Source organism: Cytobacillus sp. FSL R7-0696 (genome assembly GCF_038006865.1).
Classification (GTDB): Bacteria; Bacillota; Bacilli; order Bacillales; family Cytobacillaceae; genus Cytobacillus; species Cytobacillus kochii.
This window is the reverse complement of sequence record NZ_JBBOWA010000001.1, coordinates 4,268,378-4,292,626: the sequence shown is the minus strand read 5'-3', so window position 1 is coordinate 4,292,626 and position 24,249 is coordinate 4,268,378. Positions and strand designations below refer to the sequence as shown.

Genomic DNA, 24,249 nt, shown 5'->3' with positions numbered 1-24,249 from the left:
AAGCTACCAAACATGCCGGTAGCCTTTACTCTCACGAACACCATACCTCCTCAAATATCAGCCCTCGTTATCTGTTTTTTTATTTATCACTATCCCTTCCTTTGTTTGTTTCAAAACCTGATGACCAAAAACAGCGATACCTGCTGCAATAATACCGTTAACAATCGCCTCTAATGAAAAACCATATCCGATGCTCCCAATACCGATAGAACAAATAAACAAAATCCAAATGATTGTCCAATCAGGGATAATAGGGGTCTGTTTGAGTGCATGTCCAATGAGCCAAAGCGCCGGTATTAATACAAAATAATTTTGGTTCAAAAATTGCACAAGGTTCATGTCACCACCTCCTTATTCCGGCTATTAAATATAGTATGAAAACCGCATAAGATTGCTTGTTCGCTTGCACTAAGTTTAGAAGCAGAAAGGTATTATTTTTGAAAAATACTAGAAATAGTAATAAATAAATGCTTATTTTTAGGTGATCTGCTGTGTGTAATAGGAGTGGAACAATCTCAAAAGTTCTAATAAATGAAAGCACCTTGTGAGTAGCTCAGTATTAATTTATCTGATGATAGCCTGTCTCTTTTGCATTTTAACTTTTATATAAGAAGTGAAAGGGGGGAAGAGAATATGGCACAAACAATTTTAGTTGATTCAAAGCTACGATTAAGTTTTGAAACAGGTGTAAATGAAAAGGGAGAAGCGGAGTATAAGGTGAAAACTTTTAGCCATGTGAGATCAGAAACTACGGCTGACCAATTATATCGATTTGCTGAGGCGTATGGATCTTTAGCACAATCACCACTCGTTTCTATCCAAAGAAATGACAACCATGATATTTTACAATAATACTATTTGAAGGGGGAGAATAAAGAATGACGAAAAAATTAGAGTTAACTTTTGGAACGGCAGATGGAAGTGTTTCGACCATTTCAGTTGATGAGCCTAAAGAACCTATTGACATCGCTGAAGTCATTACTGTAATGGAAGAAATGATTGCTTCAGAAGCGGTTCAATCAACAAAAGGAAAGCTTACAAATGTTAAAGGTGCAAGACTTGTAGAAAGAACCGTTACTGATTATGAGATAGTGTAATATAAGGTCATTGTTACCAAGTTGTAATTTTAGGTGAACCTCTATCTTTTGCAAGGAAAGAGGTTCATCTTTTTATTTATCTTCTATATTCTTATTACGCTAAATTTAGGAGGGAACGAATGTGAGTGAGCTTGTTAAAATGATCAGTGAAGTCGGCTTTCCTATCATTGTGACATTGTATTTACTTTACCGCATTGAGGTGAAGTTAGATGTCGTTGTTCAATCGATTCAAAGCTTGCCTGAGAAGCTAAAAGATTAAAAGCGTAATTTGTTGACAGTGATGGGGATAGATGCTAAATTTAAATTAACCGTTACTCATTAGTGGTATATGAAGAAAGCTTTTCCTTTGATTGGATAGGTCTTTGTAAGTACAATGATTAAAGGTGAATTTTTATATGGTTGTTTTTTTAACCATAAGGAGGATTTTTTGTTATGAAAAACGGTAAAGTAAAATGGTTTAACGCAGAAAAAGGTTTTGGATTTATCGAAGGCGAAGACGGAAATGATGTATTCGTACATTATTCTGCAATCCAATCTGAAGGATTCAAATCACTAGATGAAGGTCAAGAAGTTTCTTTCGAAGTTGTTGAAGGTGCTCGTGGACCTCAAGCGGCTAACGTTAATAAAATATAATTCGATGATAAACAGTCTAACATTTGTTAGGCTGTTTTTATATATAAATAATAGTTGATCTTTTCACTTAATGAGATGCTGAGCCCACTTACGAAACATCTCATCAAAGTCAGTCATATTAAAAGTAATAGGAGGAATGATGCTTCAATATATTTTAAAAAACATTTGTAAAGTATTACCTGCTGACTTCGTACTTGCCCACTTTCATTAATAATCTCTTGAGTCACATGCTTGCAAGGTTTTGCCCTCATATCATCATTGCTTCTTCATTTTTGGAATCTTTCATATGTATAGTAATTGGTTGATTTTGACGTACACGGTTCATTTTTTGCACTCGGTAGGAGACATCATCGAGATGATTACTCAATCACTATGATGAACCAATAATCATCCCCGTTCACTCCCTAACAAGCAGTACACCTTTTATATGATAATCTGATGATCCTTCCAATCATTGCGTTATTGTCCGTTCTAGCCCATCTTTTTCCTTAATAAATTGTTATGCTCACTCCTTTATTTGTTTTTATTTAAAAATATTCAAAAAATGAAATGGAATATATTAATCTTTGTATGAAGAAAATGTTATTAAGATATAGCTTGTAATCATAGTAGATTATTTGTGATAATATGGTGAGAAAATTGATTACAGAGTTAATGGTTCGATTAAGGGAAAAGGAAGGCTTCGTCCATTATTAACAATAAGACCTTACGAATCGATACTGTATGATTGATTGCAGATATGGGATGTAAGGATTACCTATGTGCCGCAGCATTCGCTTGCTATGAAAGTACGACTTTATTAAGATATATGGTTATTGAAGATAAGATAACATCAGTAGATGTTTTCACAATGTGGAAGAAAAGCAATATGAAGGCAGATTTGCCTCATTTTTATAAAAGGTTAAAGTAGGCAAACAAAGATACATAGAAGAGAGGGAAAATAAGTGAAATTTATTCATACAGCTGATTGGCATTTAGGAAAGCTTGTTCATGGGGTTTATATGACAGAGGATCAATCATATATGCTAAAGCAATTACTTAAGCTTGTTGAGGAGGAACAACCAGATTGTTTAGTTATAGCAGGTGACCTTTATGACCGATCTGTCCCGCCCGTTGCTGCGGTAGAATTATTAAATGAAGTATTATTCACAATCAATGTAAAATTAGGTGTCCCCATTGTGGCAATTGGTGGAAACCATGATAGTGCAGAACGATTATCATTTGGCAGTTCGTGGTATCAACAAAGTGATTTTTACTTAGCGGGAAAGCTGAAAGACACGGTTGACAGTGTGAATATTAAGGGAGTGAATTTCCATCTTGTTCCCTTTGCTGAACCAGGTCTAGTAAAATATGCTTTCAATGATGATCGGATTATCTCACATGAAGAGGCAATGAAAGCGATTATCGAAAAAATAGAAAAGAAGATGAACCATAATGAGCCAAATGTGCTCGTCGGTCATGCATTTGTACTTGGGGGAGAAACGACAGATTCAGAGCGAATATTATCTGTAGGTGGTTCGGGCTGTGTTAGTGCCCGTAACTTCGATTTATTTGATTATACAGCTCTTGGTCATTTACATAGTCCAGATGCGATATCTCATAACAAAATAAAATATGCGGGATCTTTGATGAAGTATTCTTTCTCAGAGGCAAAACAACAAAAATCGGTTTCAATTATTGAGATGAATGATAATGGTACTTTTCAATTAGAGAGAAAAAGTTTAATGCCGCTCCGAGATATGAGGGAAATTGAGGGCTATTTAGACGAGTTATTAGACGAGCGTTTTTATAGCGAGCAGAAGAAGGATGATTATATAAAAGTAACCCTATTGGATGAAGGCGCGTTGATTGACCCCATCAATAAATTAAGACAAATTTACCCTAATATTCTTCATTTAGAACGAAAGCGTACTTTGCAAGATATGAAAAAGAAGACGAAATTAAATGTTTTAACTGATGAGAGAAAAAGTGAACTTGAACTATTTTCGCATTTTTATCAAGAAGTAACAACAGCTGAATTCACTGAGGATAAGCAAAATATTATTGTTGATGTAATAGAAAAAATGAGAAGGGAGGGAGTTGGCCAATGAAACCACTGTTATTAACAATGCAAGCGTTTGGACCATATGCCGGTAAAGAAATGATTGATTTTACTCAATTAGGTGGTCGTTCAATGTTTGTTATATCCGGAAAAACAGGAGCGGGAAAAACAACTATTTTTGACGGGATAACATTTGCCATTTATGGGAAGGCGAGTGGGGAAGATCGAATGGGTGCAGACTTACGTAGTCAGTTTGCAGAAGAAGAGTTAATAACGGAAGTATCGCTCACATTCAAAATTAAAGAGAAACGATTCTATATTGTTCGCTCTCCTCAGCAATTGAAGAAAAAAACGAGAGGGGACGGCTTCACAACCGTTGGTGCAAAGGCCGAATTATATTCGATCTCTAATGATGGTACACAGCAACAATTAGCTGCGAATGTTCGAGATGTAGATGAAAAGATTAAAGAAATCATGCTTATTGATAGCAACCAATTCAGGCAAATACTGATGATTCCACAAGGAGAGTTCCGTAAATTACTCACTTCAGATAGTAAAGAAAAGGAAGTCATACTGCAAAAACTATTTCATACAGAGGTATATAAAAGAATAGAAGAAAGATTAAAAGATGAAGCAGCTGAACTGCGCAAAAATGTAGAAGTGAAATTTGAGCAAAAGCAGAGAATCGCGCAGCAAATTCATGCTGTTATGAATCAGGAGTTACAGAGCGTACTAGAAGAGGATAAGCTTGAGTCTATCAATCATCATCAGTTTGTAAAACTTTTATCAGAAGAATTATCACAAATGGAAGAAAAAATAATTGACTGGTCAAAAAAAATAAAAGAGCTTGAAAAAAGAAGTTTAGAATTTCAGCAAAAGAAAATAGAAGGAAACCGGATTATTGAACAATTCACATTAAAGGAAAGATTAACTGAAAGGTATGAACAGCTAAAAGATACTGAGGAAATAATGGCGAAGAAGGAGAAAGATTTATCATCGGCGTACAAAGCAGCTGTCTTATTCGAACAGGAACAAAATTGCCACCGTTTAAAAAAAGAAATGAATCATATTTCCGAGCAAATGCAATCAGTCCAAAGTGAAGAAAAAATCCAAAAGGAACGGCTATTACATGCAAATAAAGCATTAGAGAAGGAATTGCTTCGGGAGAAAGAAAGAGAATTAGTAGAATCAGAGTGGTTGTCATTAAAAAATTTACACGATGATATCCACATCTTTGCTGACACAGAGAAAGAGGTTTCATTATTAGATCATGCAATGACTAGTAAAAAGAAAGAGATTGATAAAAGCCAACAAAAACTTCATCATTTACAGCAAGAATTAAAAAAAGTAAAAGAAGAAAAGCAAGAGCTTGAGAAAAATCAAGAACATATGCTATTAATAGAACAACAACTTCATCAATACAAATATGAAATCAAACAATTACAATCACTTATACACTCAGAGCAAGAATTAGTTATTGAAAAGCAATCTTATGAAGAGAAAGATAAATATCTGCAGAATGCAATTGCGCGCTTGAATGATAGTAAATCACTTCAGCACGAACTCGAGAAGAAGTGGATAGAAGGACAAGCAAGTATTCTAGCAAGGCAGCTTCAACAAGGTGAACCATGTCTTGTTTGTGGTTCAATTCATCATCCATCAATTGCTAATGGTCATGAAACCATTCCAACTGAGGAGGATTTAAACGCAGCTAAACATCAAGTATTAGTCGTTGAAAAGGAAAAAATAGCGGCAGAGCAAGCTTTCTACCTAGTACAATCTAAATTACAACATATCGAAAATTCAATTGCGAAACTATTAACAGAAATACAATCAGAGCATCTACATCATTTAACATTAGATAATGCAAAAGAAGTTTTAGCAGAAGTGGAAGAAAACGAAAGAAAAAAAAGGCAACAGAAAAATCAACTAGAAAAAGAAAAATCAAAGCTAAAGCAATGTCAAGAAAAAATCATTTTGTTAGAAGAAGAGGTAAGTCAGTATGCAGAAAAAACAGATACGCTTAAGCAATCTGTTGTTGATTTAAACAATGAATATATAAAGCATCATACCTCGCTGCAAAGATTGATTAAGATTATTCCAGAGGATTTACGTTCTTTACCGCAATACAAAATGGCTTTGCAAAATAAACAGGACAAATTGCAGACATTAAAAGACCAATTAAAGTTGGCAGAAGAACAGAAAGATAAAGTGGCTAAACAATTAACCATTTTGAAATCGCGTTATGAAACATTCACCCAACAACATGACCATTTACAAGGACAATTACATCAGGAAAGAACGGACTTTGTTAATCGAATGCAGGAGCAAGGCTTTCAAAGTTATAGTGAATATGCCAATGCGCAAATTTCAGAAGAGCTTAGGGAACAAATTGCTCAAGAGATACGTTCGTATCGTGAAGAATTTCGTTCTGTTAATGACCGCTTAAATGAGTTGACGAAACAATTAAGAGATATAATGAAACCAGATCTAGAGCAAATTGAATTGAAAATAAATGAACTCGCTAATAAGATGCAATTTGAAAATGAGCAATACAATCAACTTATGTATAAGAAAAGAGATAATGAAAAGGCATATACACGTTTAGAAAGTCTTCATGAAGAAATTGCTGATTTAGAAGAACGTTATCGCCTCATTGGTCATTTATCCGATATTTCGAAAGGACAAAATACGTATAGATTGACGTTTGAGCGGTTCGTGTTAGCTGCTTTCTTAGATGATATCCTTATTCAAGCCAATGTACGTTTATATAAAATGACGAACGGAAGATATGAATTAACGAGAAAAACAGATCGTTCCAAAGGGAATGTACAAAGTGGATTAGAACTACTTGTATTTGACCAGTACACAGGACAGGAAAGACATGTTAAAACATTATCAGGTGGGGAGAGTTTCAAGGCTTCTCTTGCCCTTGCATTAGGTCTTGCTGATGTGGTTCAATCACATGCAGGTGGCGTTTCGATGGAAACCATGTTCATAGATGAAGGTTTCGGTACACTTGATCCTGAATCATTAGAACAAGCCATTGAATCACTCATCGAAATACAGAGTAGCGGAAGATTAGTGGGCATTATTTCCCACGTCCCCGAGTTAAAAGAAAGAATGGATGCACGCCTAGAGGTAGAGTCATCTAAAGGGGGCAGTACAACCAAGTTTATTTTTACAGCCTAAGTAATTTTGGACTCTCTTCATTGATAAGGGAGTCCTTTTTACGTAACAAAAAAGGTTTGGATTATGTAGAAACGACATCACTTCGTTTCGAATGATTTTTTTCGAGCGATTATTCACTATTATTTGGAATTTTCGGGCGAATAGAAGTGTTTGTCTATAGTCACTTTTTCACAAAAAGAAAATACTTGTGCGAAAGCAACAGACAGATAAGAGCAAGGTAAAAAAGTAAGTGCTTCACTCAGAAGCACAAAAGGTGAAAGGCAAGCATATGATGTTTGACCTATACTCCGAACGAAAGATAGAAATGAAAGCCGTGCAAACAAACAAGGCTAGCCTGAGTGAATTAGGTTTAAAAACTCCTAACAAGACCCCAGCAAAAATTGTTTAATGTTTTCTTTCGAAAAGCGGAATAATAGGAATCAAAGTTTAATTATTGTATAATTATTAATAATCAGAAAATAATTAAAAGGAGGTGAAAAGGCATGGCCGTTGCATCCTTCACTCGAACGAGCGCTCATAAGCAAGAAAACCCACAATATAAAAAGTTAATTTTAGCACTCTGTTTTTGTAGCTGGTTTGTCGTTATGAACACAACAATGTTTAATATAGCCTTGCCCAATATAATAACAAACTTACATATTACCCCGATTATCGGTTCGTGGATGGTTTCTGGATACTCCATCGCTTTTGCCATTTTCACACTCACATTTAGTCGATTATCCGATTATATTTCTATAAAAAAATTGCTCCTTATTGGACTTAGTATATTTATAAGCTCTTCGTTGGTTGGATTTTTTGCTGAAAATTTTATTATCCTTTTATGTTCACGAATCTTACAAGCGGTGGGTGCTGGGGCTGTTCCAGGATTATCTATGATCATTGCTAGTAGATATGTGCCGATATCAGAAAGAGCAAAATCAATTGCCATGATTGGTTCAGGTGCAGCATTAGGTTTTGGTTTAGGTCCAGTAGTAGGTGGGGTAGCAACACAATTCTTTGGTTGGAATTACTTATTTCTAATACCGCTAATGGTTCTTGTCTTTTTGCCTATACTAATGCAATTGTCTCCGGAAAATGAAAGAAGGGAAGGGAGCTTTGATATATTTGGTTGCTTACTTACTAGTTGTACAACTATTGCCGCCCTTTTAACTATCTCGCAAACATCATATTTATTCGGCGCAGTATTTGTAGGTTTAGCAATCCTTACAATGTTCTATTTGATGAAGCAGAATCACCCATTTATATTTCCGCAATTACTATTCAATAAACACTATATACGATTATTAGTCATTGGTTTATCAGGTTTTATTTTCCATTTTTCAAATTTATTTATGATGCCACTTATTTTAGGGAATTTGCATCATAGAGACCCGATTATTATGGGCCTATTGATATTTCCCGGTGCCATCATCGCTATGTTTGCTGGACCCTATATTGGTAAGTTGATAGATTTATATGGAAGCAAGCGTTTTATTTCTCTTGGCCAATTAACATTACTGATCGCCTCCTTACTGTTTGCTTTTTTACAAGCGTACAATTCGTACTTTATTATGGGTGCTTACATTTTCGCAAGTATCGGGTTTTCTATGCTAAATAGCAGCGTTGCCAATGAAACAGCCTATCTATTATCAGCAGAATTGAACAGTGCAGGTATGGGTCTGTTACAACTACTTCAATTTATTGGTGGAGGAATTGGAGTGACAATATGTGGATTATTAATGAATCTTCAGGAGGAATTGCCACTATATATTCAGTATGAACGCGTCTATTTTATGCTTGCAGGTATACTCGTACTCGCTTTTAGCTATCAAATCATCTTTCGGTTAAAACAATATAATAATAGAAAAAGAATTCAAGGGGACAATAGATGATGGAATTGATGATCGATGATTTATCAGGTACAGATATTCAACAATTGATAATGGAACATTTAGCGGATATGAGCAGTCAATCACCTCCTGAAAGTACACATGCTCTAAATTTAAATGGTTTAAAACATCCTTCTGTGACCGTTTGGAGCTGCTGGGAATCTGGTTTGCTCGTTGGTTGTGCGGCATTAAAAGAGCTAGACAACCAACATGGTGAGATCAAATCGATGAGAACAGCAAAAAACACTTTACGAAAAGGGGTAGCAGGAAAACTATTAGATCATTTGCTTCATGAAGCAAAGGAGCGGGGGTACTTACGTTTAAGTTTAGAAACAGGTTCGATGGAATCTTTCGAACCAGCTAGAAAATTGTACGAAAGTAGAGGGTTTCAATATTGCCAACCATTTGAACACTATAAGGAAGATCCCAATAGTGTGTTTATGACACGAACAATTTAGAATAAGAAAATTATTCTTGTTAGGTGATGCTAGTTAAGAACAGCTACAATAAAAAAGGGTGCAAACCGAATGGGATTTGCACCTGTTTTTCTTCGCATTATGGGAATATTTTTTTAAAGGACAAAGGTGAAAATGAAAAATAAAATGTAAATGAAGATTAATAAGCCGATAATTGTAAAGGCAATAGTTGCTATTTTACTACTAGAGTATTTATTAAGAACAAACACCATCACAATATAGAGAATAAAAAAGATTAGAGCTGGTAAGAAAATAAAGAATGTTGAACTCAATTGGAAAACCCTTTCTTTTTGCAATATATGTACATTCTCTACTATCTTAAATGAAAGCTAGTAGGACATGCAATATTTCATAAAGAGCATAACCTTTTTGGGTTATTTTTCAAGCGTATGATAGGTATATTCAATACGGTAACAGAAGGAGATATGTAAACGGGAAAAAATAGAAAGATGGAACAGCAACCTCCCTTTCAATTGTTTGCTATCTTCTCTTTACTATTGCGAGGGAAGCTATACATACAATAAAAATATGACAATTACATAAAATAAACATTCTTTGTGGTAGAAAACGATGTGATACTGAATAATTTCCCCCCTTATAATGAAAAGTTTCTGTGATCTCCTTTAAGCGATTGCGACTACTTAACGCTAATTAAGGAAGGGGTGTATCTTTTTAGGAGCGCCAATCGTTTGTCGGTTCACACCCACATCCTCAGTCAATTGTAGTTCTGTCCACTTTTTTCGCTACACAACAGATATGGAATCCTTGAGCAATTCCTTTCCCTCTTTTCATACATGTGTATTTTTACAGTATTATTTAAAATGTCAAAATGAAATGTAAAAAAATTTAGATAATTATTAACCTTTTTATTTTGTTGAGGATATTTATGGTATCATTTGTAAATAACAAAGATCCTAAATTCTAATGAAAAAGGAGATTTGCGCGACAATTGATATCATTACATAATTTGAAAGAATGGAAAAACCCCATCATTTTATTTATCTCACTTTCTAGTGCCCATATTGGTAGTTTTGTATATTTAGCAGCCATTAATGTATTGGTGTACAAAATAACAGATGGTTCAGCAGCGGCTGTCGCTGGTCTATGGATGATTTCACCAATAATCAACATGATGACAAAGTTGTGGACAGGTAGTTTTATAGATTATCGTAGTAAAAAGAAAATCGTGATGATTACTTATGTTTTACGTGCTTTATTAATTGTAACCATGTTCTTCGCAACGAATATAACCTACTTGTATCTTATTTTAATTGCTTTAAGTGTGGCGCAATCATTTTTTGTCCCTGCGTCAGTAACCTATACAACGATGATAGTCCCCTTTGAGAAAAGAAAAAAGTTCAATACATTCCGTTCGGTCACATCATCTAGTGCTTTTATTATTGGGCCAGCGATAGCTGGTGTATTTATCTTGTTGACAACCGTTGAGGTGACTCTTTTATTAACTAGTTTGTTTTTTGTCATTGCAGCCCTCTTTATTTGCTTTCTACCTGATGTTGATAAGAAGAAGATGGAGGTCCCTCGATTAACAGTTAACAGAGTAAAAGGAGATTTTACCATTGTTTTTACCTTCTTAAAAAAAGAGAAATATGTCAGCTTTGTCTACTTAGGTTATTTATTTCTGGTAATCATTTCCTATGTTATGGATGCGCAAGAGGTCGCTTTTATTCAAACAGTAGTCGGCCTTTCTGAGACTGATTATAGCTTTCTTTTGAGTATTACAGGTATAGGATCGGTTGGTGGCGCTTTAGTATTAACCATAATGGCAAATAGACTATCAATCCGATCAATGATTACTTGTGGAATGTTCATGATGGCTATCGGATATGTTATCTACTCATTATCCTCGTCATTTACGGCTGTGATGAGCAGTTTTATTCTATTAGGTTTTTTTAATAGTTTCTTAAATGCTGGAGCCTTAACTTTTTACCAAAATAATATCCCGGTAGAAATGATGGGCAGAGTGACAAGTATCTTTCAATTGCTGCAAAGTATGCTTCAAGTAGGATATTTAAGTATCATTATACTAATGTCTCATCTCATTCCATTAAAGAATATTATCATTACATTGAGTCTGCTCCTTTTTACATTCACTTGTCTTTATGTTGTAGTTATTTTTCGCTATTCTTTTCAACGTTATTTTACAGAAAAAGGGGAAGAGATGCCTGCTGATGAATAACAGCAAATTTCCATGCTTGCATACGACTTTTCTGCAAACAGTTTTATTTGCTACCTAAGAGTGAAAGGAGTATGATGTGTTATAAGAATATTCAGTTTATTGAAAGGGGGATTATATGGGAAAAACGGCTTTATCATGGAGTGGAGGAAAGGACGCTTGTTTGGCATTAGACTACTTATTGGCTAATGGATTAAGTGTTGAAGTATTGATTACAACAAAACAACCATCTGCAAAAAGGACATATGGTCATGGAGAAAATACAAATCTGTTAGTAGAACAAAGTGAATCATTAGGTATACCTATCCATTTTATTGACACAGACATAGATAACTATACAGATAGATTTGTAGAAGAATTAAAGCAAATGAAGATAAAATATGATTTAGAGGCAATTGCATTTGGGGACATTTATTTTACGCCCCATAAAGATTGGGGAGAGAAGCTTGCTTCAACAGTCGGATTACAGGCTATTTATCCATTATGGAGAAAAAAAGAAGAAGTAGATGCACTTCTAAAATCGTTTATTCAGCGTGGTTATAGAGCTAAAGTGATAAGAGTCCGTCCGGATTGTCTATCTGATAGTTGGCTAGGCAGAGAGATAGATGATGAATTTTTTCAGAAGATTAAGTTAGAAGAAGTCTGTCCGATGGGAGAAGCAGGAGAATATCATAGCTTTGTTTATGATGGACCGATTTTTTCTAAAGCGATTTCACTCCTTACTAAGGAAACAGTGTTATGGGAAGGATCTAAGAAGGTTGATTACCATTTAATTCATGATGGGGAGGTAGAAGTATGAAAATAGGTGTGGCCGGGGCAGGAGCAGTTGGAAGTTTGTTTGGAGCATTACTTGCAAATGCTCATCATGAAGTGACCTTTCTAGCCAGAGGTAAGCATTTAACTAGATTGCAAGAGAGGGGCATAAAAGTAGTTAGTGAGCAATATCCTATCCTTAACTTAAAAAATGAACATACGATTTTCACTAATGACATACATGCGTTAGCTTCAGTAGACATCCTTCTATTTTGTGTAAAGTCTACTGATACGAAAAAGTTAGCTGATAGCCTTAAGGGTGTTATTAAAGATGAGACAATGATTGTAACGATGCAAAATGGGGTGGATAATGAAGAAGTATTGGCACGAAGTCTAACGAATAATAAAATTTTTTCTTGTGCGACTTATGTGCAAGCAAGTATAACTGAACCAGGCATTGTGAAAGAATCGGGATCACATCAATTATTAATAGGTGCATTACAAAAAGAAGATAGCAATCAAGCGAGAAAAATAGTTGATTTATTTCAAAGAGCAGGAATAAGTGCAAAATTCACAGAAGAAATCCTTAACCATAAGTGGAAAAAGCTTCTTTGGAATATTACCTTTAATCCGTTGTCGGCTATTACAAAAGCAACAATTGGCGAAATATTAGAAAGTGTGGAATTAAGTGCTTTGGCGAAAAACGTGGCGGCAGAAGCCGTTTCTGTGGCAGCAAGACAAGGTTATCCATTTGATAAAGAAAAAGTGATTCAGTCTATTTTTAAAAAAGCGACCTATGCCAAAGAACATCAGACATCTATGCTACAAGACCGGTTAAATGGTAAGGCCATGGAATACGAATCGATGTGTGGGTATGTTCTTAAACTTGCCCATGAAACAAAAATAGAAGTGCCAACGATTATGTTTTTATATAGTATTTTGAAATTTTGGGACGAAAAAGAAAAAAGAAAGGACTACGGATATGCTGAAACCTTATAAACATGAAGGTGTGATTTGCGCCGAAGGAAATTTATTGAAGAATAGTAAAATTTCAAGAAAAATATTCTCTTTTATTATCGACGGTTTGGTGATTGATACTGGGCCGTATTCGATGTCATCTGCCTTCACTCAATTTTATCAATCCTATTTTGTTGATCAGGTCGTTTTAACACATAGTCATGAAGATCATTCTGGCAATGCCTCGTGGTTTGCCAAACAACAAATTCCTATTTTTTGTCATCGGTTAGGGGTAGAGATTTGTTCTGAAGAGGCGCCGTACCCCTTGTATAGGCAAAAAACATGGGGAGCAAGAAAAGCGTTTCCTGCCTATCCGTTATCGCAAAAAGTTTCGTCAAGACAGCTTGATTGGGAGGTAATAGAGACACCCGGTCATGCGGATGACCATGTTGCTCTATTTTGCCGCAATAAAGGGATAATGTTTACAGGTGATTTATATGTTCAGCCTCATACAAAGATTGCGATGGATACAGAATCCATTCCGGAAATTATACAATCAATAAAAAAATTGTTAACTTATGATTTTGAGGCAATGTTTTGTTCTCATTCAGGGTATTTTCCTCATGGTAAAGAACAATTGCAAGCGAAATTGAATTATTTAGAGAATCTCAGTGGTGAAATCATGCAATTGTATCTTGAAGGAAAAAGTGTTTTAGAGATTCAACAATTACTTTTTCCAAAGCACTATCAAATGATTGCGTTATCAAATGGTGAATGGGATACCCTTCATATTGTTACTTCGATCATTAATGGCAATCAAGAAAAAATCAAAAAATCATCGGTTTAGTCTTGGCAAGAGAAACAATCTCTGATATTATAATGAATATTAAAAACATACTGACTAGTCAGATAATATTTGATGTTTTTATAACTCCATGATACATTTCCATTCAACTACTAAGAACTTTGCAAAATTACTGCGTGGTTTGGCTGTAGACACTTCTATGTTTTTAGTTCCATTACTACCTCTGCCAAACGTTTTTGTCAAAGAAATGAAAGCGTTTCCTAACTATTACGTTCAAAGAAATTTAACATCATTGTTCTAAGCCAGTTGTAAAATGAATACATTCATAATGTCATTTAGAGGTGGCTACTCTATGCTTCGCAACAGGCAAGAGTAAAACAAAATTGATCATGTTGTTATTAATAATGTGAAAAAACTAACCGGTTAGTATGTAAAAAAGTTCTAACATACTAACTAGTTAGTATAAATAAATAGATAGAGGTGAAAAGAATGGATTTACGGTTAACAGAAGAACAAAAAATGGTACAACAAACCATTAGAAAGTTTGTGGAGAAAGAATTAATTCCGTTAGAAAATGAAGTGTTAAAGAATGAACGAGAAGGAAAGCCAAGTCTTTCCAAAGAAGTGCAGAAGAAACTACAGTTAAAAGCAAAGGAAGCAGGTTTTTGGGGAATTAACACACCTGAGGAATACGGTGGAGCTGATTTGGGACAAATGATGCAAGCCATTGTTTGTATTGAAGTAGCTAAAACGTTTGTGCCATTTAGTTTTGGTGGATCTGCTGACAACATTCTTTATTATGCTAATGAAGAACAAAAACAAAATTATTTAATTCCGACGATAAATGGTGAGAAAAAATCTTGTTTCGCTATGACTGAACCTGGAGCAGGATCTGATACGCAAAATATTCGCATGACAGCAGTGAAAGATGGAGATGAGTGGGTTCTAAATGGTGAGAAAACTTTCATTACTGGTGGTAATGAAGCAGATTTCGTTATGGTCATCGCGATAACGGATAAGGAGCTACATAAGAAAACAAAGGGTAGAGATGGTGTCACTTGTTTTATCGCTGACCGCGAAATGGGCTGGAAATCAGAATTTATCCATACGATGGGTGAATGGGGACCAGCTGGACTTGTATTTGATAATGTACGAGTGCCAGAGAAGAATATACTAGGTGAATTGCATGGTGGTTATAAACTTGGCCTTGAATGGATTGGATTTGCTCGTTGGATAGTAGGAGCAAGAGCAGTTGGAGCAGCAGAGAGACTATTGCAAATGGCATTAGATTATGCAAAAGAACGAGAAACTTTTGGCAAACCAATTGCTGAGAGACAGGCAATTCAATGGCAAATTGCCGATTCAGCCGTTGAAATTGAGGCAGCTAAGTGGCTAGCTTTAAATGCTGCATTTACTTTGGATCAAGGGGAAGATAATCGACACTATGCATCAATGGCAAAACTTTATGGGTCTAATATGGGGAACAGAGTCGTTGACCGCGTATTACAAATTCATGGAGGCATGGGGTATACAAGAGAGCTTCCGATTGAGAGATGGTACCGCGAGGCAAGACTTTGGAGAATATATGATGGGACAGATGAAATCCAACGTATGATTATCTCAAGAAACTTACTGAAGGGGCATGTGAAAATCGGACAACAAATATAAAGGAATGATACAGGGGGCATATGAAAATGACAAGATTCACAGGGAAAACTGCATTTATTACTGGTGGAAGCCGAGGAATTGGTAAAGGCGTCGCTGAGCTCTTCGCACAAGAGGGGGCAAATATTGCTATTATTGATATCAATGAGGAGGCATTAGCAGAAACAGCCGCAGAATTCAAGGAAAAGGGCTATCATATCTTCGTGAAAAAAGCGAATGTTGTGGAAGCAGGCGAAGTAGAAACAGCAATGGAGGAAGTTGTGGAACAGTTTGGTACACTTGATATTTTAGTTAATAACGCTGGTATCATCCGCGATAATTTACTGTTTAAAATGACGGACGATGATTGGCAATTAGTAATGGATGTACATCTGAAGGGATCCTTTAATGCATCGCGTGCCGCACAAAAATATATGGTCAAGCAAAACTATGGCAGAATCATTAGTATTTCTTCTACTTCTGCTCTCGGTAATAGAGGTCAGGCTAACTATGCAACAGCAAAAGCTGGTTTACAAGGGTTAACAAAAACTTTAGCCATTGAACTTGGACGCTATGGTATCACAGCAAATAGTGTCGCACCTGGTTTCATTGAAACAGAGATGACAAAGGCTACAGCAGAAAGAGTAGGGGTACCTTTTGCAGACTTTATAAAAGGAGCGATTGCGGCTATACCGGTTGCGAGAAGCGGAAAACCTGAGGATATCGCCAATGCAGTTGCTTTTTTTGCAGATGAGAAATCATCATTTGTGAACGGTCAAGTTATCTATGTTGCGGGCGGTCCAAAAAATTAAAATAGGAGTTGATACACAGGATGTACACGGATGTGATTGGCAAAGTATCAGGTAAGGTGAAGAATACTGTTGAACGTGGGTTAGTCAAACGGTTCGCGCAATCGATTGGCGACCCCCATCCCATTTTTATTGACGAAGAATATGGAAAGAGAAGTAAGTATGGCACAAATATTGCGCCACCTACTTTTCCACGTGTGTTTGAATCGGGCACAATTGAAGAGTTACAGCTCCCTAAGAAAGGTTTGATTCATGGTGAGCAAAGGTTTCATTATGAAAGACCTCTCCTCGTTGGAGAAGATGTTTATGTTTGGACCGAAGTAAAGGATTATTATGAAAAGAAAGGGAGCAATGGTTTAATGGGTTTTCTTTCCGTAGTGAAGTATGGAGAAGATAAGGATGGGAAGCTCATTTTTAAAGAAGAAGCCATTACCATCATTACAGAAGCTGTGAGAAAGGCGATGAGTGTATGAGTAATATCTTGACTTTAGAAAAAGGAAAAACATTGTCAGAAACCTTAGCGCCTGTATCGAGAATGGACTTAATAAAGTATTCAGGTGCATCTGGAGATTTTAACCCCATTCATACAGTTGATGAGGAAGCAAAGAAAACGGGACTTCCTGGAATTATCGCTCATGGCATGTGGACAATGGGTAATTTGGCCAAATTATTCACACCATATTATGAAGAAGGATTTATAAAGGATTATCGCATTCGTTTTTCAGGTATGGTCTTTATTGATGATGTGATTACACTGGTTGCTACAGTGACTACTGAAGAGGAGCAGGAAATCGCATTTGAGGTGAAAGCAGTCAATCAAGCAGGGAAAGCAGTCTTAAAAGGTGATGTCACGTTTGTTAAAACAAATGGATAAGAGGAGGTGCGTGTAATGAATTTTGAATATTCGGATAAAGTAAAGCGTTTACAAGAAAAAATTAGTGATTTTATGGACCAATATGTTTTTCCAAATGAGAAAACCTATATGGAGCAAATAAGTAAGGAGAATCGATTTAGTACCCATCCATCCATTATGGAGGAACTAAAAGCAAAAGCAAAAGCAGAAGGATTATGGAATTTATTCTTACCGGATAGCGAAGATGGTGCAGGTTTAAGCAATATCGAATACGCTCCATTATGTGAGTTAATGGGGAGGTCATCTATAGGACCTGAAGTATTTAACTGTGCAGCACCAGATACAGGTAATATGGAAGTATTAGTACGCTACGGAACGGATGAACAGAAGGAAAAGTGGCTAAAACCATTACTAAACGGTGAAATACGCTCTTGTTTTTCCATGACTGAACCGAATGTGGCCTCATCTGATGCGACCAATATCGAATCCAGCATTATTCGTGATGGAGATGAGTATGTCATTAATGGAACAAAGTGGTGGTCATCAGGGGCAGGTGATCCTAGATGTAAAATTGCCATTGTCATGGGTAAAAACGATCCAAACGCAGAAAAACATAAACAACAATCGATGATATTAGTCCCACTTGATACACCAGGTGTAAAAATCAAACGTACATTAAATGTGTTTGGTTACGATCATGCTCCTCATGGTCATGCAGAAATTGAATATAACAATGTAAGAGTCCCTGCTAGTAATATGCTACTAGGTGAAGGAAGGGGCTTTGAAATTGCACAAGGCAGATTAGGACCAGGGCGCATTCATCATTGCATGAGAACGATTGGGGCAGCGGAAAGAGCATTATCCATTCTTTGTGAGCGTGTCCAAGAGCGCATTGCCTTTGGCAAAACATTAGCAGAACAAGGTGTTATTCAAGAATGGATTGCCGAAGCTAGAATGAATATAGAACAATCTCGTTTACTTACGTTGAAAGCTGCTTATATGATGGACACTGTTGGAAATAAAGCTGCCAAAACAGAGATTGCCATGATTAAGGTAGTCGCACCAAATGTGGCACTTCAAGTGATTGATCACGCCATTCAAGCACTAGGTGCAAAAGGAGTAAGTCAAGATACACCGCTTGCTGCAAGTTGGGCGAATATTCGAACATTACGGTTAGCAGACGGTCCAGATGAAGTCCATAAAAGAGCGATTGCAAGACAAGAGTTAAAAAAATATAAAAAAGTAGCACAGGGGGTCCAATAATGCATGTAAAAGAACTGTTCGATCTATCTGGGAAAACAGCTATTGTCACTGGGGGCGGAAGAGGATTAGGTGAACAAATTGCTGAAGGGTTTGCCGAAGCTGGAGCAAACATCGTGTTATGTTCCAGGAAAAAAGAGAATTGTGATGAAGTGGCCGATCGTTTAAAAGAACTTGGTGTTGAAGTACTGACTTTTAAATGTGATATTACTAATCCAGAAGAAGTGCAAACAGTCGTCGACGAAACGATTCAGCGTTTTGGAAAGATTGATATTCTTGTCAATAATAGTGGGGCAACATGGGGGGCTCCAGTAGAAGAAATGCCTCTAGAAGCCTTTCAAAAAGTGGTCAATGTAAATGTTGTAGGCACATTTCTAATGTCACAAGCTGTTGGTAAAGCAATGCTGGTTGAAAAACAAGGGAAAATCATTAATATAGCTTCTGTTGCTGGACTTAAGGGGTCAAATCCAGAGTTAATGGACGCAATTGGATATAACTCAAGTAAAGGTGGTGTCATTTCTTTTACAAAAGATTTGGCTGTGAAATGGGGACCGAGAGGCATTCATGTCAATGCGATTGCACCTGGGTTTTTCCCAACAAAAATGTCCAAGGTTCTTATTGAAAGAAACAGCGATCGCTTCTTGCAAAGGACACCACTTAGGAAATTTGGTTCCGACTCGGATTTAAAAGGAGTGGCTTTATTTTTAGCCAGTGGTGCGTCCAATTTCATTACTGGTGAAACAATTGCTGTAGATGGTGGAACAACGGCAATGTAAAGAGAAGGGGATGGATGAAATGGGTAATAGAGAAGCAGTAATCGTTTCAGCTGTACGCACAGCGATTGGTAGGCAGGGAGGTGCTCTTGCCTCCGTTCCAGCTCACGTATTTGGTGGCGAAGTTATTAAGGCAGCAGTAGAGCGGGCGCAAGTGAATGTGGGAGAGATTGATGATGTGATTTTTGGTAATGTGCTAAGTGGTGGAGGAAATATTGCTAGATTATCAAGTCTTCAATCAGGTCTTTCTCTTAATCTACCTGGCTTAACAATAGACCGCCAATGCGGATCAGGTATGAATGCTGTTGCACTTGCTGCAGCAATGATTAAAGCGGGTGAGGGAGATGTCTATATTGCAGGTGGAGTAGAAAGTATGTCGAGGGCACCTTACTTGATGGATCGGGCTGATCAGCCGTATAGTCCAAGACCCCCTCAATTTAGAAAATCACGACTTTCACCTGATGAAGTTGGAGATCCACCTATGGGGATAACAGCAGAAAATTTAGTAGAAAAATATGATATTTCTCGTCAAGAGCAAGATGAATATGCCAATCGTAGTCAAGCAAGAATGGCTAAGGCGATGGCAGAAGGCCGTTTTAATGAACAAATTGTTCCGATAAAGATTCCTATTAGAAAAGGTGAGCCGATTACTTTTAATGAGGATGAACATCCAAGACCACAAACGAATATAGAGGGGTTAGCTAAACTTAAACCTGCATTTAAGCAAGCTGGCAGTGTGACAGCCGGTAACAGTTCAGGCTTAAATGATGCCGCTTCGGCGCTTGTTATCATGTCGAGAGAAAAAGCGAATTCACTCGGTTTACGTCCATTAGCCGTCATAAAAGAATCAACTGTCGCTGGTGTTGACCCTAATATTATGGGAATAGGTCCTGTACCTGCTGTTAGAAAACTATTAAAGAAAACTGGCAAAACACTTGAAGATATTGATTTAATTGAATTAAATGAAGCATTTGCTGCACAAGTCATTGCTTGTGACAGGGAGTTATCATTCAATCCTGAAAAGTTGAATGTGAATGGCGGAGCGATTGCTCATGGTCATCCATTAGGCGCAACAGGTGCCATACTTGTTACGAAAGCAGTGTATGAATTGCAACGGTCACTGAGCCAGACGGCTTTAATTACCGCTTGTATTGGTGGAGGTCAAGGGATTGCCCTTCTCATTGAAAGAGAACTAGTCTAAGAATAGGCATAGTCATAGTCAGGAGGGCTTTTAGTGAAAAATCAAATTTTAAAGAAAAGCATCGATTTGTTTGATGATAAAGGCTTTAAGGAAACGACCATTCAAGATATTGTGGATCAACTCGATGTGACAAAAGGTACTTTTTATTATTATTTCAACAGTAAGCAGGAAGTATTAAGGGATATCCATTTAGAATACATCGAAGGTTTATTACAAGAACAAGAGGAAATCTTACAAAATCAAACATTAAGTAATAAAGAAAAGCTCTACGAAAACATTTATTTAACATTAAGTAAGATTGACACCCAGGGCAAAGAAGCACGAATTGTGCACCGGGAGTTAAGGCATTTACATGAAGATCATGTCAAACAAATTAAATTAAAGAGAAAAGAATATCGATTAAATTTTGAAAAGATTATTGATGAAGGTAAAAAGACAAAAGAATTTAGTAATCATATTCGTACGGATATTCTTGCATTCGGATTTTTAGGAATGACGAATTATAGCTATTATTGGTTTCGAACAGATGGTGAACTAACGGATAAGGAATTAGCACGATTTTATACAGAAATCATTTTAAAGGGTATTGAAGAAGTGCCTGTTAAAGAGGGGATTTGATGATGCATAAAAAACATCAAATAGAGGTGTATGTACGGTTTAGTGAAACCGATGCTGTTGGCCATGTCAATAATACAAGTTATTTTCTTTATTTTGAAGAGGCAAGAACGAAATTATTTTATGAGATCCTACCTAATAGAAATAAACAAAGTAGCATGATTTTGGCTTCTATTCATTGTGATTATGTTGCCCCAGCTTTCGCAGGTGAGGAACTAGTTGTGACAACTGAGGTTAGCAATATTGGCCGTAAAAGCTTTGAATTACAGCATTTGTTGACAAGAAAGATGGATGGGAAATTGGTGGCTAAAGCAAGTTGTGTCACTGTGTGTTATAACTTCATAGATGATCATTCTATTTTGATTCCAGAACATTTAAGGAATAACTTAGAAAAATATCAGCCTCTCGCATTACTAAGTACAACAGAGGAGGGTGTTCAATGACTTCTGATACAATTCCCATTCGAGAAGGTGAAGGGCTGGATGTTCATCGCTTAGAACAATATTTAAAAGCAAACATAGATGAAATACCTAACAAACCATTAGAAATCTCCCAATTTAGTGCAGGTAAATCAAATCTAACCTATCAATTAAAAGTTGGCAACTGGGAGGGTGTGTTAAGAAGACCGCCTATGGGACCAGTAGCACCTAAAGCGCATGATATGGAGAGGGAATATAAAGTACTACAGGAGATCCACCCTTTTTTCAATCAAGCACCAAAGCCTTTTATTTACAGTGATAAAGAACTTTTAGGTGCACCGTTCTTTATTATGGAAAGAAAAAAAGGGGTGGTGATAGACGATTCCCTCACTATTCCTGATGGTGACAGTGCTTATGATGTCGGTCAAAGGATATCACAATTGATGGTAAACGCTCTTGTACAATTACATGATATCAATTATCAGAAGACCAAACTAAAAGATATGACGAGACCAGCTGGGTTCATGCAAAGGCAAGTAGATGGATGGATAAGCCGATATCATCGTAGTAAAACAGATGAAATTCTTGGGATTGATGAACTTACAAATTGGTTAGAGTCACATCTCCCACATTCCGAAAAAACAACGATTATCCATTATGATTTCAAGTTAAATAACAGTATGTTCAATCAACAGTTAACAAGATTAATCGGTGTCTTTGATTGGGAAATGTCAACTGTTGGTGACCCATTAGCGGATCTAGGTGTTGCCTTAAGCTACTGGCATGAAAAAGGTGATTCCGATCTATTGAAGAGAGGTCTAGGAGACGAGTCGGTGACGACAAAGCCTGGCTTCTTCACAAGAGAAGAGTTTATTCAAGCATATGCTCTAAAAAGTGGGACAGATGTCAGTCAAATTCATTATTATTTAACATTTGCTTACTTCAAACTCGCCGTTATATGTCAGCAAATTTATTATCGTTGGAAGCGCGGACAAACAAAAGACGAGCGCTTTTCTAATCTAAACTTATATGTAAATAACTTAATACAACATGCTGTAAAGACATCTAGAAGAAAATTGTGAGGTTATTGATATGGTGAAACTTCATGTAGTCATGAAAAAAGAAGAAATCGATAAAGAGAAATTAAATGGGCAGAAGGTGGTCGTTGTTTTTGATATTTTGATGGCCACATCAGTTATAACAACTGCGATTCAACACGGGGCAAAGGCGGTTATACCAGTAGCGAATCAAGAGGATGCATTATATGAAGCAAGTATTCGTGAAAAAGGAACATATGTGTTAGTTGGAGAATATAACGGGCTAACGATAGACGGTTTTGAATCGCCCCATCCAGAAAGGTTATCTAAAACTGTATTAGGTAAGGATATCATTTTAACAACCACCAATGGAACCGTAGCCATCAAACATGCACTTAATGCAAAGAAAGTGTATATAGCATCCCTTTTAAATGCCAAACATTCTGCTAAGGCAGTTTGTAACGAACATCTTGATGAGACGGTAGTACTTGTTTGTTCGGGATCTTCTGGTGCATTTAATGTCGAGGACTTTTATGGAGTCGGTTATTACATCGATTGTTTAATAACTAGCAGTCATAAAGCTTGGGAAATGTCAGATACAGCACTATGTGCCCATCAGTTTTATTTGGGTGCAAAAGAAAAAGGAACAGAATTATTAATGGCTTCACGTGTAGGTAAAATGATTGCAAATCACGGTATGAAGACAGAAGTAGCGTTCGCAGCTCAAAAAGATATTTTTGCCGTTGCACCTATTGTAACGGATGAAGGCGTAATCGGCGTTTAATAAAAAAATGAGGTGAAGATATGACATCGAAAACAATGAGTCATTTACTAATGAAAATTGAGAATGGTGTAATGGAATTAACATTAAATCGACCTGAGGCATTAAATTCATTTAGCCCTGAGCTAATTCAAGGGTTAAAGTCAGCACTACAACAAGCGAAAGCGGATAAAGATATTCGTGTTATTGTATTGAAGGGTGCAGGAAGAGCTTTCAGTTCTGGTGGAGATGTAAAAAGGATGGGTTCAAGGTCGCCTCTAGCTACTTATGAACATATTGGTAATTTGAATGAGCTTATTCTTTTAATACAATCTGTAGAGAAACCAATCATTGCAGCCGTACATGGATATGCGGCAGGAGCTGGGTTTAATCTAGCACTAGCATGTGATTTAATCTTAGCTGAAGAAGAAACTAAATTTATTTTAAGTTTTTCTAAAGTAGGCTTAATTTCGGATGGCGGCGGCTCTTATTTTCTACCTCGATTAGTTGGATTGCAACGTGCGAAGGAACTATTATTTAGCGCAGAGCCATTAACAGTTGAAAAAGCATACGAATTTGGCATCGTAAACCATATTTACAAAAAAGGTCACTTTGAAGATGAAGTAAAACAATATGCGGAAAAATTAAGTGCTGGGCCAAATATTGCGTATGGATTTATTAAAAAACTTACTAACGAATCTTATCAGTTATCATTAAAACAAGTATTAGAACAGGAAAGGATTACACAAGGGACGATGGTAACAACAGAGGACCATCATGAAGGAATTACTGCTTTTAAAGAAAAAAGACAACCTGACTTCAAACGTTCTTAAATTAAATATGACACCTCTATGAGCTATTC

At 36.5% G+C, this 24,249-nt stretch carries 25 protein-coding genes; 24 read left to right on the top strand and 1 reads right to left on the bottom strand.

Features of this window, described 5'->3' with window-relative positions; translation table 11 throughout:
• Window positions 1–57: 57 nt before the first annotated feature.
• Complete coding sequence (locus MKX29_RS21885) at window positions 58–339, bottom strand: phage holin family protein (protein ID WP_095373446.1); 282 nt, start codon at window positions 337–339, stop codon at window positions 58–60.
• Between the two features lie 294 nt (window positions 340–633).
• Here MKX29_RS21885 and MKX29_RS21880 point away from each other — a divergent pair, with 294 nt between their 5' ends.
• The 24 genes from MKX29_RS21880 (at window position 634) to MKX29_RS21765 (ending at window position 24,220) form a co-directional block, all read left to right on the top strand.
• On the top strand, window positions 634–852 hold the full coding sequence (locus MKX29_RS21880; RefSeq protein ID WP_224936290.1) for a DUF1659 domain-containing protein: 219 nt from the start codon (window positions 634–636) through the stop codon (window positions 850–852).
• 26 nt (window positions 853–878) lie between these two features.
• Window positions 879–1,097: a DUF2922 domain-containing protein gene (locus MKX29_RS21875; protein WP_224936291.1), complete on the top strand. Its 219-nt coding sequence runs from the start codon at window positions 879–881 to the stop codon at window positions 1,095–1,097.
• A 139-nt stretch (window positions 1,098–1,236) separates the two neighbouring features.
• The gene (locus MKX29_RS21870) at window positions 1,237–1,356 is read left to right on the top strand and encodes a YvrJ family protein (RefSeq protein WP_445662715.1); all 120 of its coding nucleotides are present in this window, start codon (window positions 1,237–1,239) and stop codon (window positions 1,354–1,356) included.
• 173 nt (window positions 1,357–1,529) lie between these two features.
• The gene (locus MKX29_RS21865; RefSeq protein ID WP_095373442.1) at window positions 1,530–1,730 is read left to right on the top strand and encodes a cold-shock protein; all 201 of its coding nucleotides are present in this window, start codon (window positions 1,530–1,532) and stop codon (window positions 1,728–1,730) included.
• A gap of 944 nt (window positions 1,731–2,674) precedes the next feature.
• Window positions 2,675–3,820, top strand: a complete 1,146-nt coding sequence (locus MKX29_RS21860) for an exonuclease SbcCD subunit D (RefSeq protein ID WP_341107770.1) — start codon at window positions 2,675–2,677, stop codon at window positions 3,818–3,820.
• Window positions 3,817–6,963, top strand: coding sequence for an SMC family ATPase (locus tag MKX29_RS21855; RefSeq protein WP_341107769.1), 3,147 nt, complete (start codon window positions 3,817–3,819; stop codon window positions 6,961–6,963). Before MKX29_RS21860 ends, MKX29_RS21855 begins: the two co-directional genes overlap by 4 nt.
• 482 nt (window positions 6,964–7,445) lie before the next feature.
• A complete protein-coding gene (locus tag MKX29_RS21850) occupies window positions 7,446–8,834 on the top strand; it encodes an MFS transporter (RefSeq protein WP_341107765.1) in 1,389 nt (462 codons plus the stop codon).
• Window positions 8,834–9,289 (top strand): GNAT family N-acetyltransferase, encoded by a 456-nt coding sequence (locus MKX29_RS21845; RefSeq protein WP_341108342.1) that lies wholly within the window; start codon window positions 8,834–8,836, stop codon window positions 9,287–9,289. The genes MKX29_RS21850 and MKX29_RS21845 overlap by 1 nt, the downstream gene beginning before the upstream one ends.
• A gap of 967 nt (window positions 9,290–10,256) precedes the next feature.
• Window positions 10,257–11,504, top strand: a complete 1,248-nt coding sequence (locus tag MKX29_RS21840; RefSeq protein ID WP_341107763.1) for an MFS transporter — start codon at window positions 10,257–10,259, stop codon at window positions 11,502–11,504.
• Between the two features lie 115 nt (window positions 11,505–11,619).
• On the top strand, window positions 11,620–12,300 hold the full coding sequence (locus MKX29_RS21835; RefSeq protein ID WP_341107761.1) for a Dph6-related ATP pyrophosphatase: 681 nt from the start codon (window positions 11,620–11,622) through the stop codon (window positions 12,298–12,300).
• Window positions 12,297–13,253 (top strand): ketopantoate reductase family protein, encoded by a 957-nt coding sequence (locus tag MKX29_RS21830; RefSeq protein ID WP_341107759.1) that lies wholly within the window; start codon window positions 12,297–12,299, stop codon window positions 13,251–13,253. The genes MKX29_RS21835 and MKX29_RS21830 overlap by 4 nt, the downstream gene beginning before the upstream one ends.
• Complete coding sequence (locus MKX29_RS21825; protein ID WP_224936298.1) at window positions 13,237–14,058, top strand: MBL fold metallo-hydrolase; 822 nt, start codon at window positions 13,237–13,239, stop codon at window positions 14,056–14,058. Before MKX29_RS21830 ends, MKX29_RS21825 begins: the two co-directional genes overlap by 17 nt.
• 447 nt (window positions 14,059–14,505) lie before the next feature.
• A complete protein-coding gene (locus tag MKX29_RS21820) occupies window positions 14,506–15,684 on the top strand; it encodes an acyl-CoA dehydrogenase family protein (protein WP_095373436.1) in 1,179 nt (392 codons plus the stop codon).
• 26 nt (window positions 15,685–15,710) lie between these two features.
• Window positions 15,711–16,472, top strand: coding sequence for a 3-oxoacyl-ACP reductase FabG (fabG, locus tag MKX29_RS21815; RefSeq protein ID WP_341107753.1), 762 nt, complete (start codon window positions 15,711–15,713; stop codon window positions 16,470–16,472).
• 20 nt (window positions 16,473–16,492) lie between these two features.
• Window positions 16,493–16,942 carry a MaoC family dehydratase N-terminal domain-containing protein gene (locus MKX29_RS21810; RefSeq protein ID WP_341107751.1) on the top strand — a complete coding sequence of 150 codons (450 nt, stop codon included), beginning with the start codon at window positions 16,493–16,495 and terminating at the stop codon, window positions 16,940–16,942.
• Complete coding sequence (locus MKX29_RS21805) at window positions 16,939–17,343, top strand: MaoC/PaaZ C-terminal domain-containing protein (RefSeq protein ID WP_224936301.1); 405 nt, start codon at window positions 16,939–16,941, stop codon at window positions 17,341–17,343. Before MKX29_RS21810 ends, MKX29_RS21805 begins: the two co-directional genes overlap by 4 nt.
• Before the next feature lie 15 nt (window positions 17,344–17,358).
• Entirely contained in the window at window positions 17,359–18,585 is a 1,227-nt protein-coding gene (locus tag MKX29_RS21800; protein WP_224936302.1) for an acyl-CoA dehydrogenase, read from the top strand.
• Window positions 18,585–19,358, top strand: a complete 774-nt coding sequence (locus tag MKX29_RS21795) for an SDR family oxidoreductase (protein WP_224936303.1) — start codon at window positions 18,585–18,587, stop codon at window positions 19,356–19,358. Before MKX29_RS21800 ends, MKX29_RS21795 begins: the two co-directional genes overlap by 1 nt.
• A 19-nt stretch (window positions 19,359–19,377) precedes the next feature.
• The gene (locus tag MKX29_RS21790) at window positions 19,378–20,556 is read left to right on the top strand and encodes a thiolase family protein (RefSeq protein ID WP_224936304.1); all 1,179 of its coding nucleotides are present in this window, start codon (window positions 19,378–19,380) and stop codon (window positions 20,554–20,556) included.
• Between the two features lie 33 nt (window positions 20,557–20,589).
• Complete coding sequence (locus tag MKX29_RS21785) at window positions 20,590–21,174, top strand: TetR/AcrR family transcriptional regulator (protein WP_224936305.1); 585 nt, start codon at window positions 20,590–20,592, stop codon at window positions 21,172–21,174.
• Between the two features lie 2 nt (window positions 21,175–21,176).
• Window positions 21,177–21,614 (top strand): acyl-CoA thioesterase, encoded by a 438-nt coding sequence (locus MKX29_RS21780; protein WP_224936306.1) that lies wholly within the window; start codon window positions 21,177–21,179, stop codon window positions 21,612–21,614.
• Complete coding sequence (locus MKX29_RS21775) at window positions 21,611–22,672, top strand: phosphotransferase family protein (RefSeq protein WP_341107746.1); 1,062 nt, start codon at window positions 21,611–21,613, stop codon at window positions 22,670–22,672. The genes MKX29_RS21780 and MKX29_RS21775 overlap by 4 nt, the downstream gene beginning before the upstream one ends.
• Window positions 22,673–22,682: 10 nt before the next feature.
• Window positions 22,683–23,411, top strand: a complete 729-nt coding sequence (locus tag MKX29_RS21770; protein WP_224936308.1) for a 2-phosphosulfolactate phosphatase — start codon at window positions 22,683–22,685, stop codon at window positions 23,409–23,411.
• A gap of 20 nt (window positions 23,412–23,431) precedes the next feature.
• Window positions 23,432–24,220: an enoyl-CoA hydratase/isomerase family protein gene (locus tag MKX29_RS21765; RefSeq protein ID WP_224936309.1), complete on the top strand. Its 789-nt coding sequence runs from the start codon at window positions 23,432–23,434 to the stop codon at window positions 24,218–24,220.
• Window positions 24,221–24,249 lie beyond the last annotated feature (29 nt).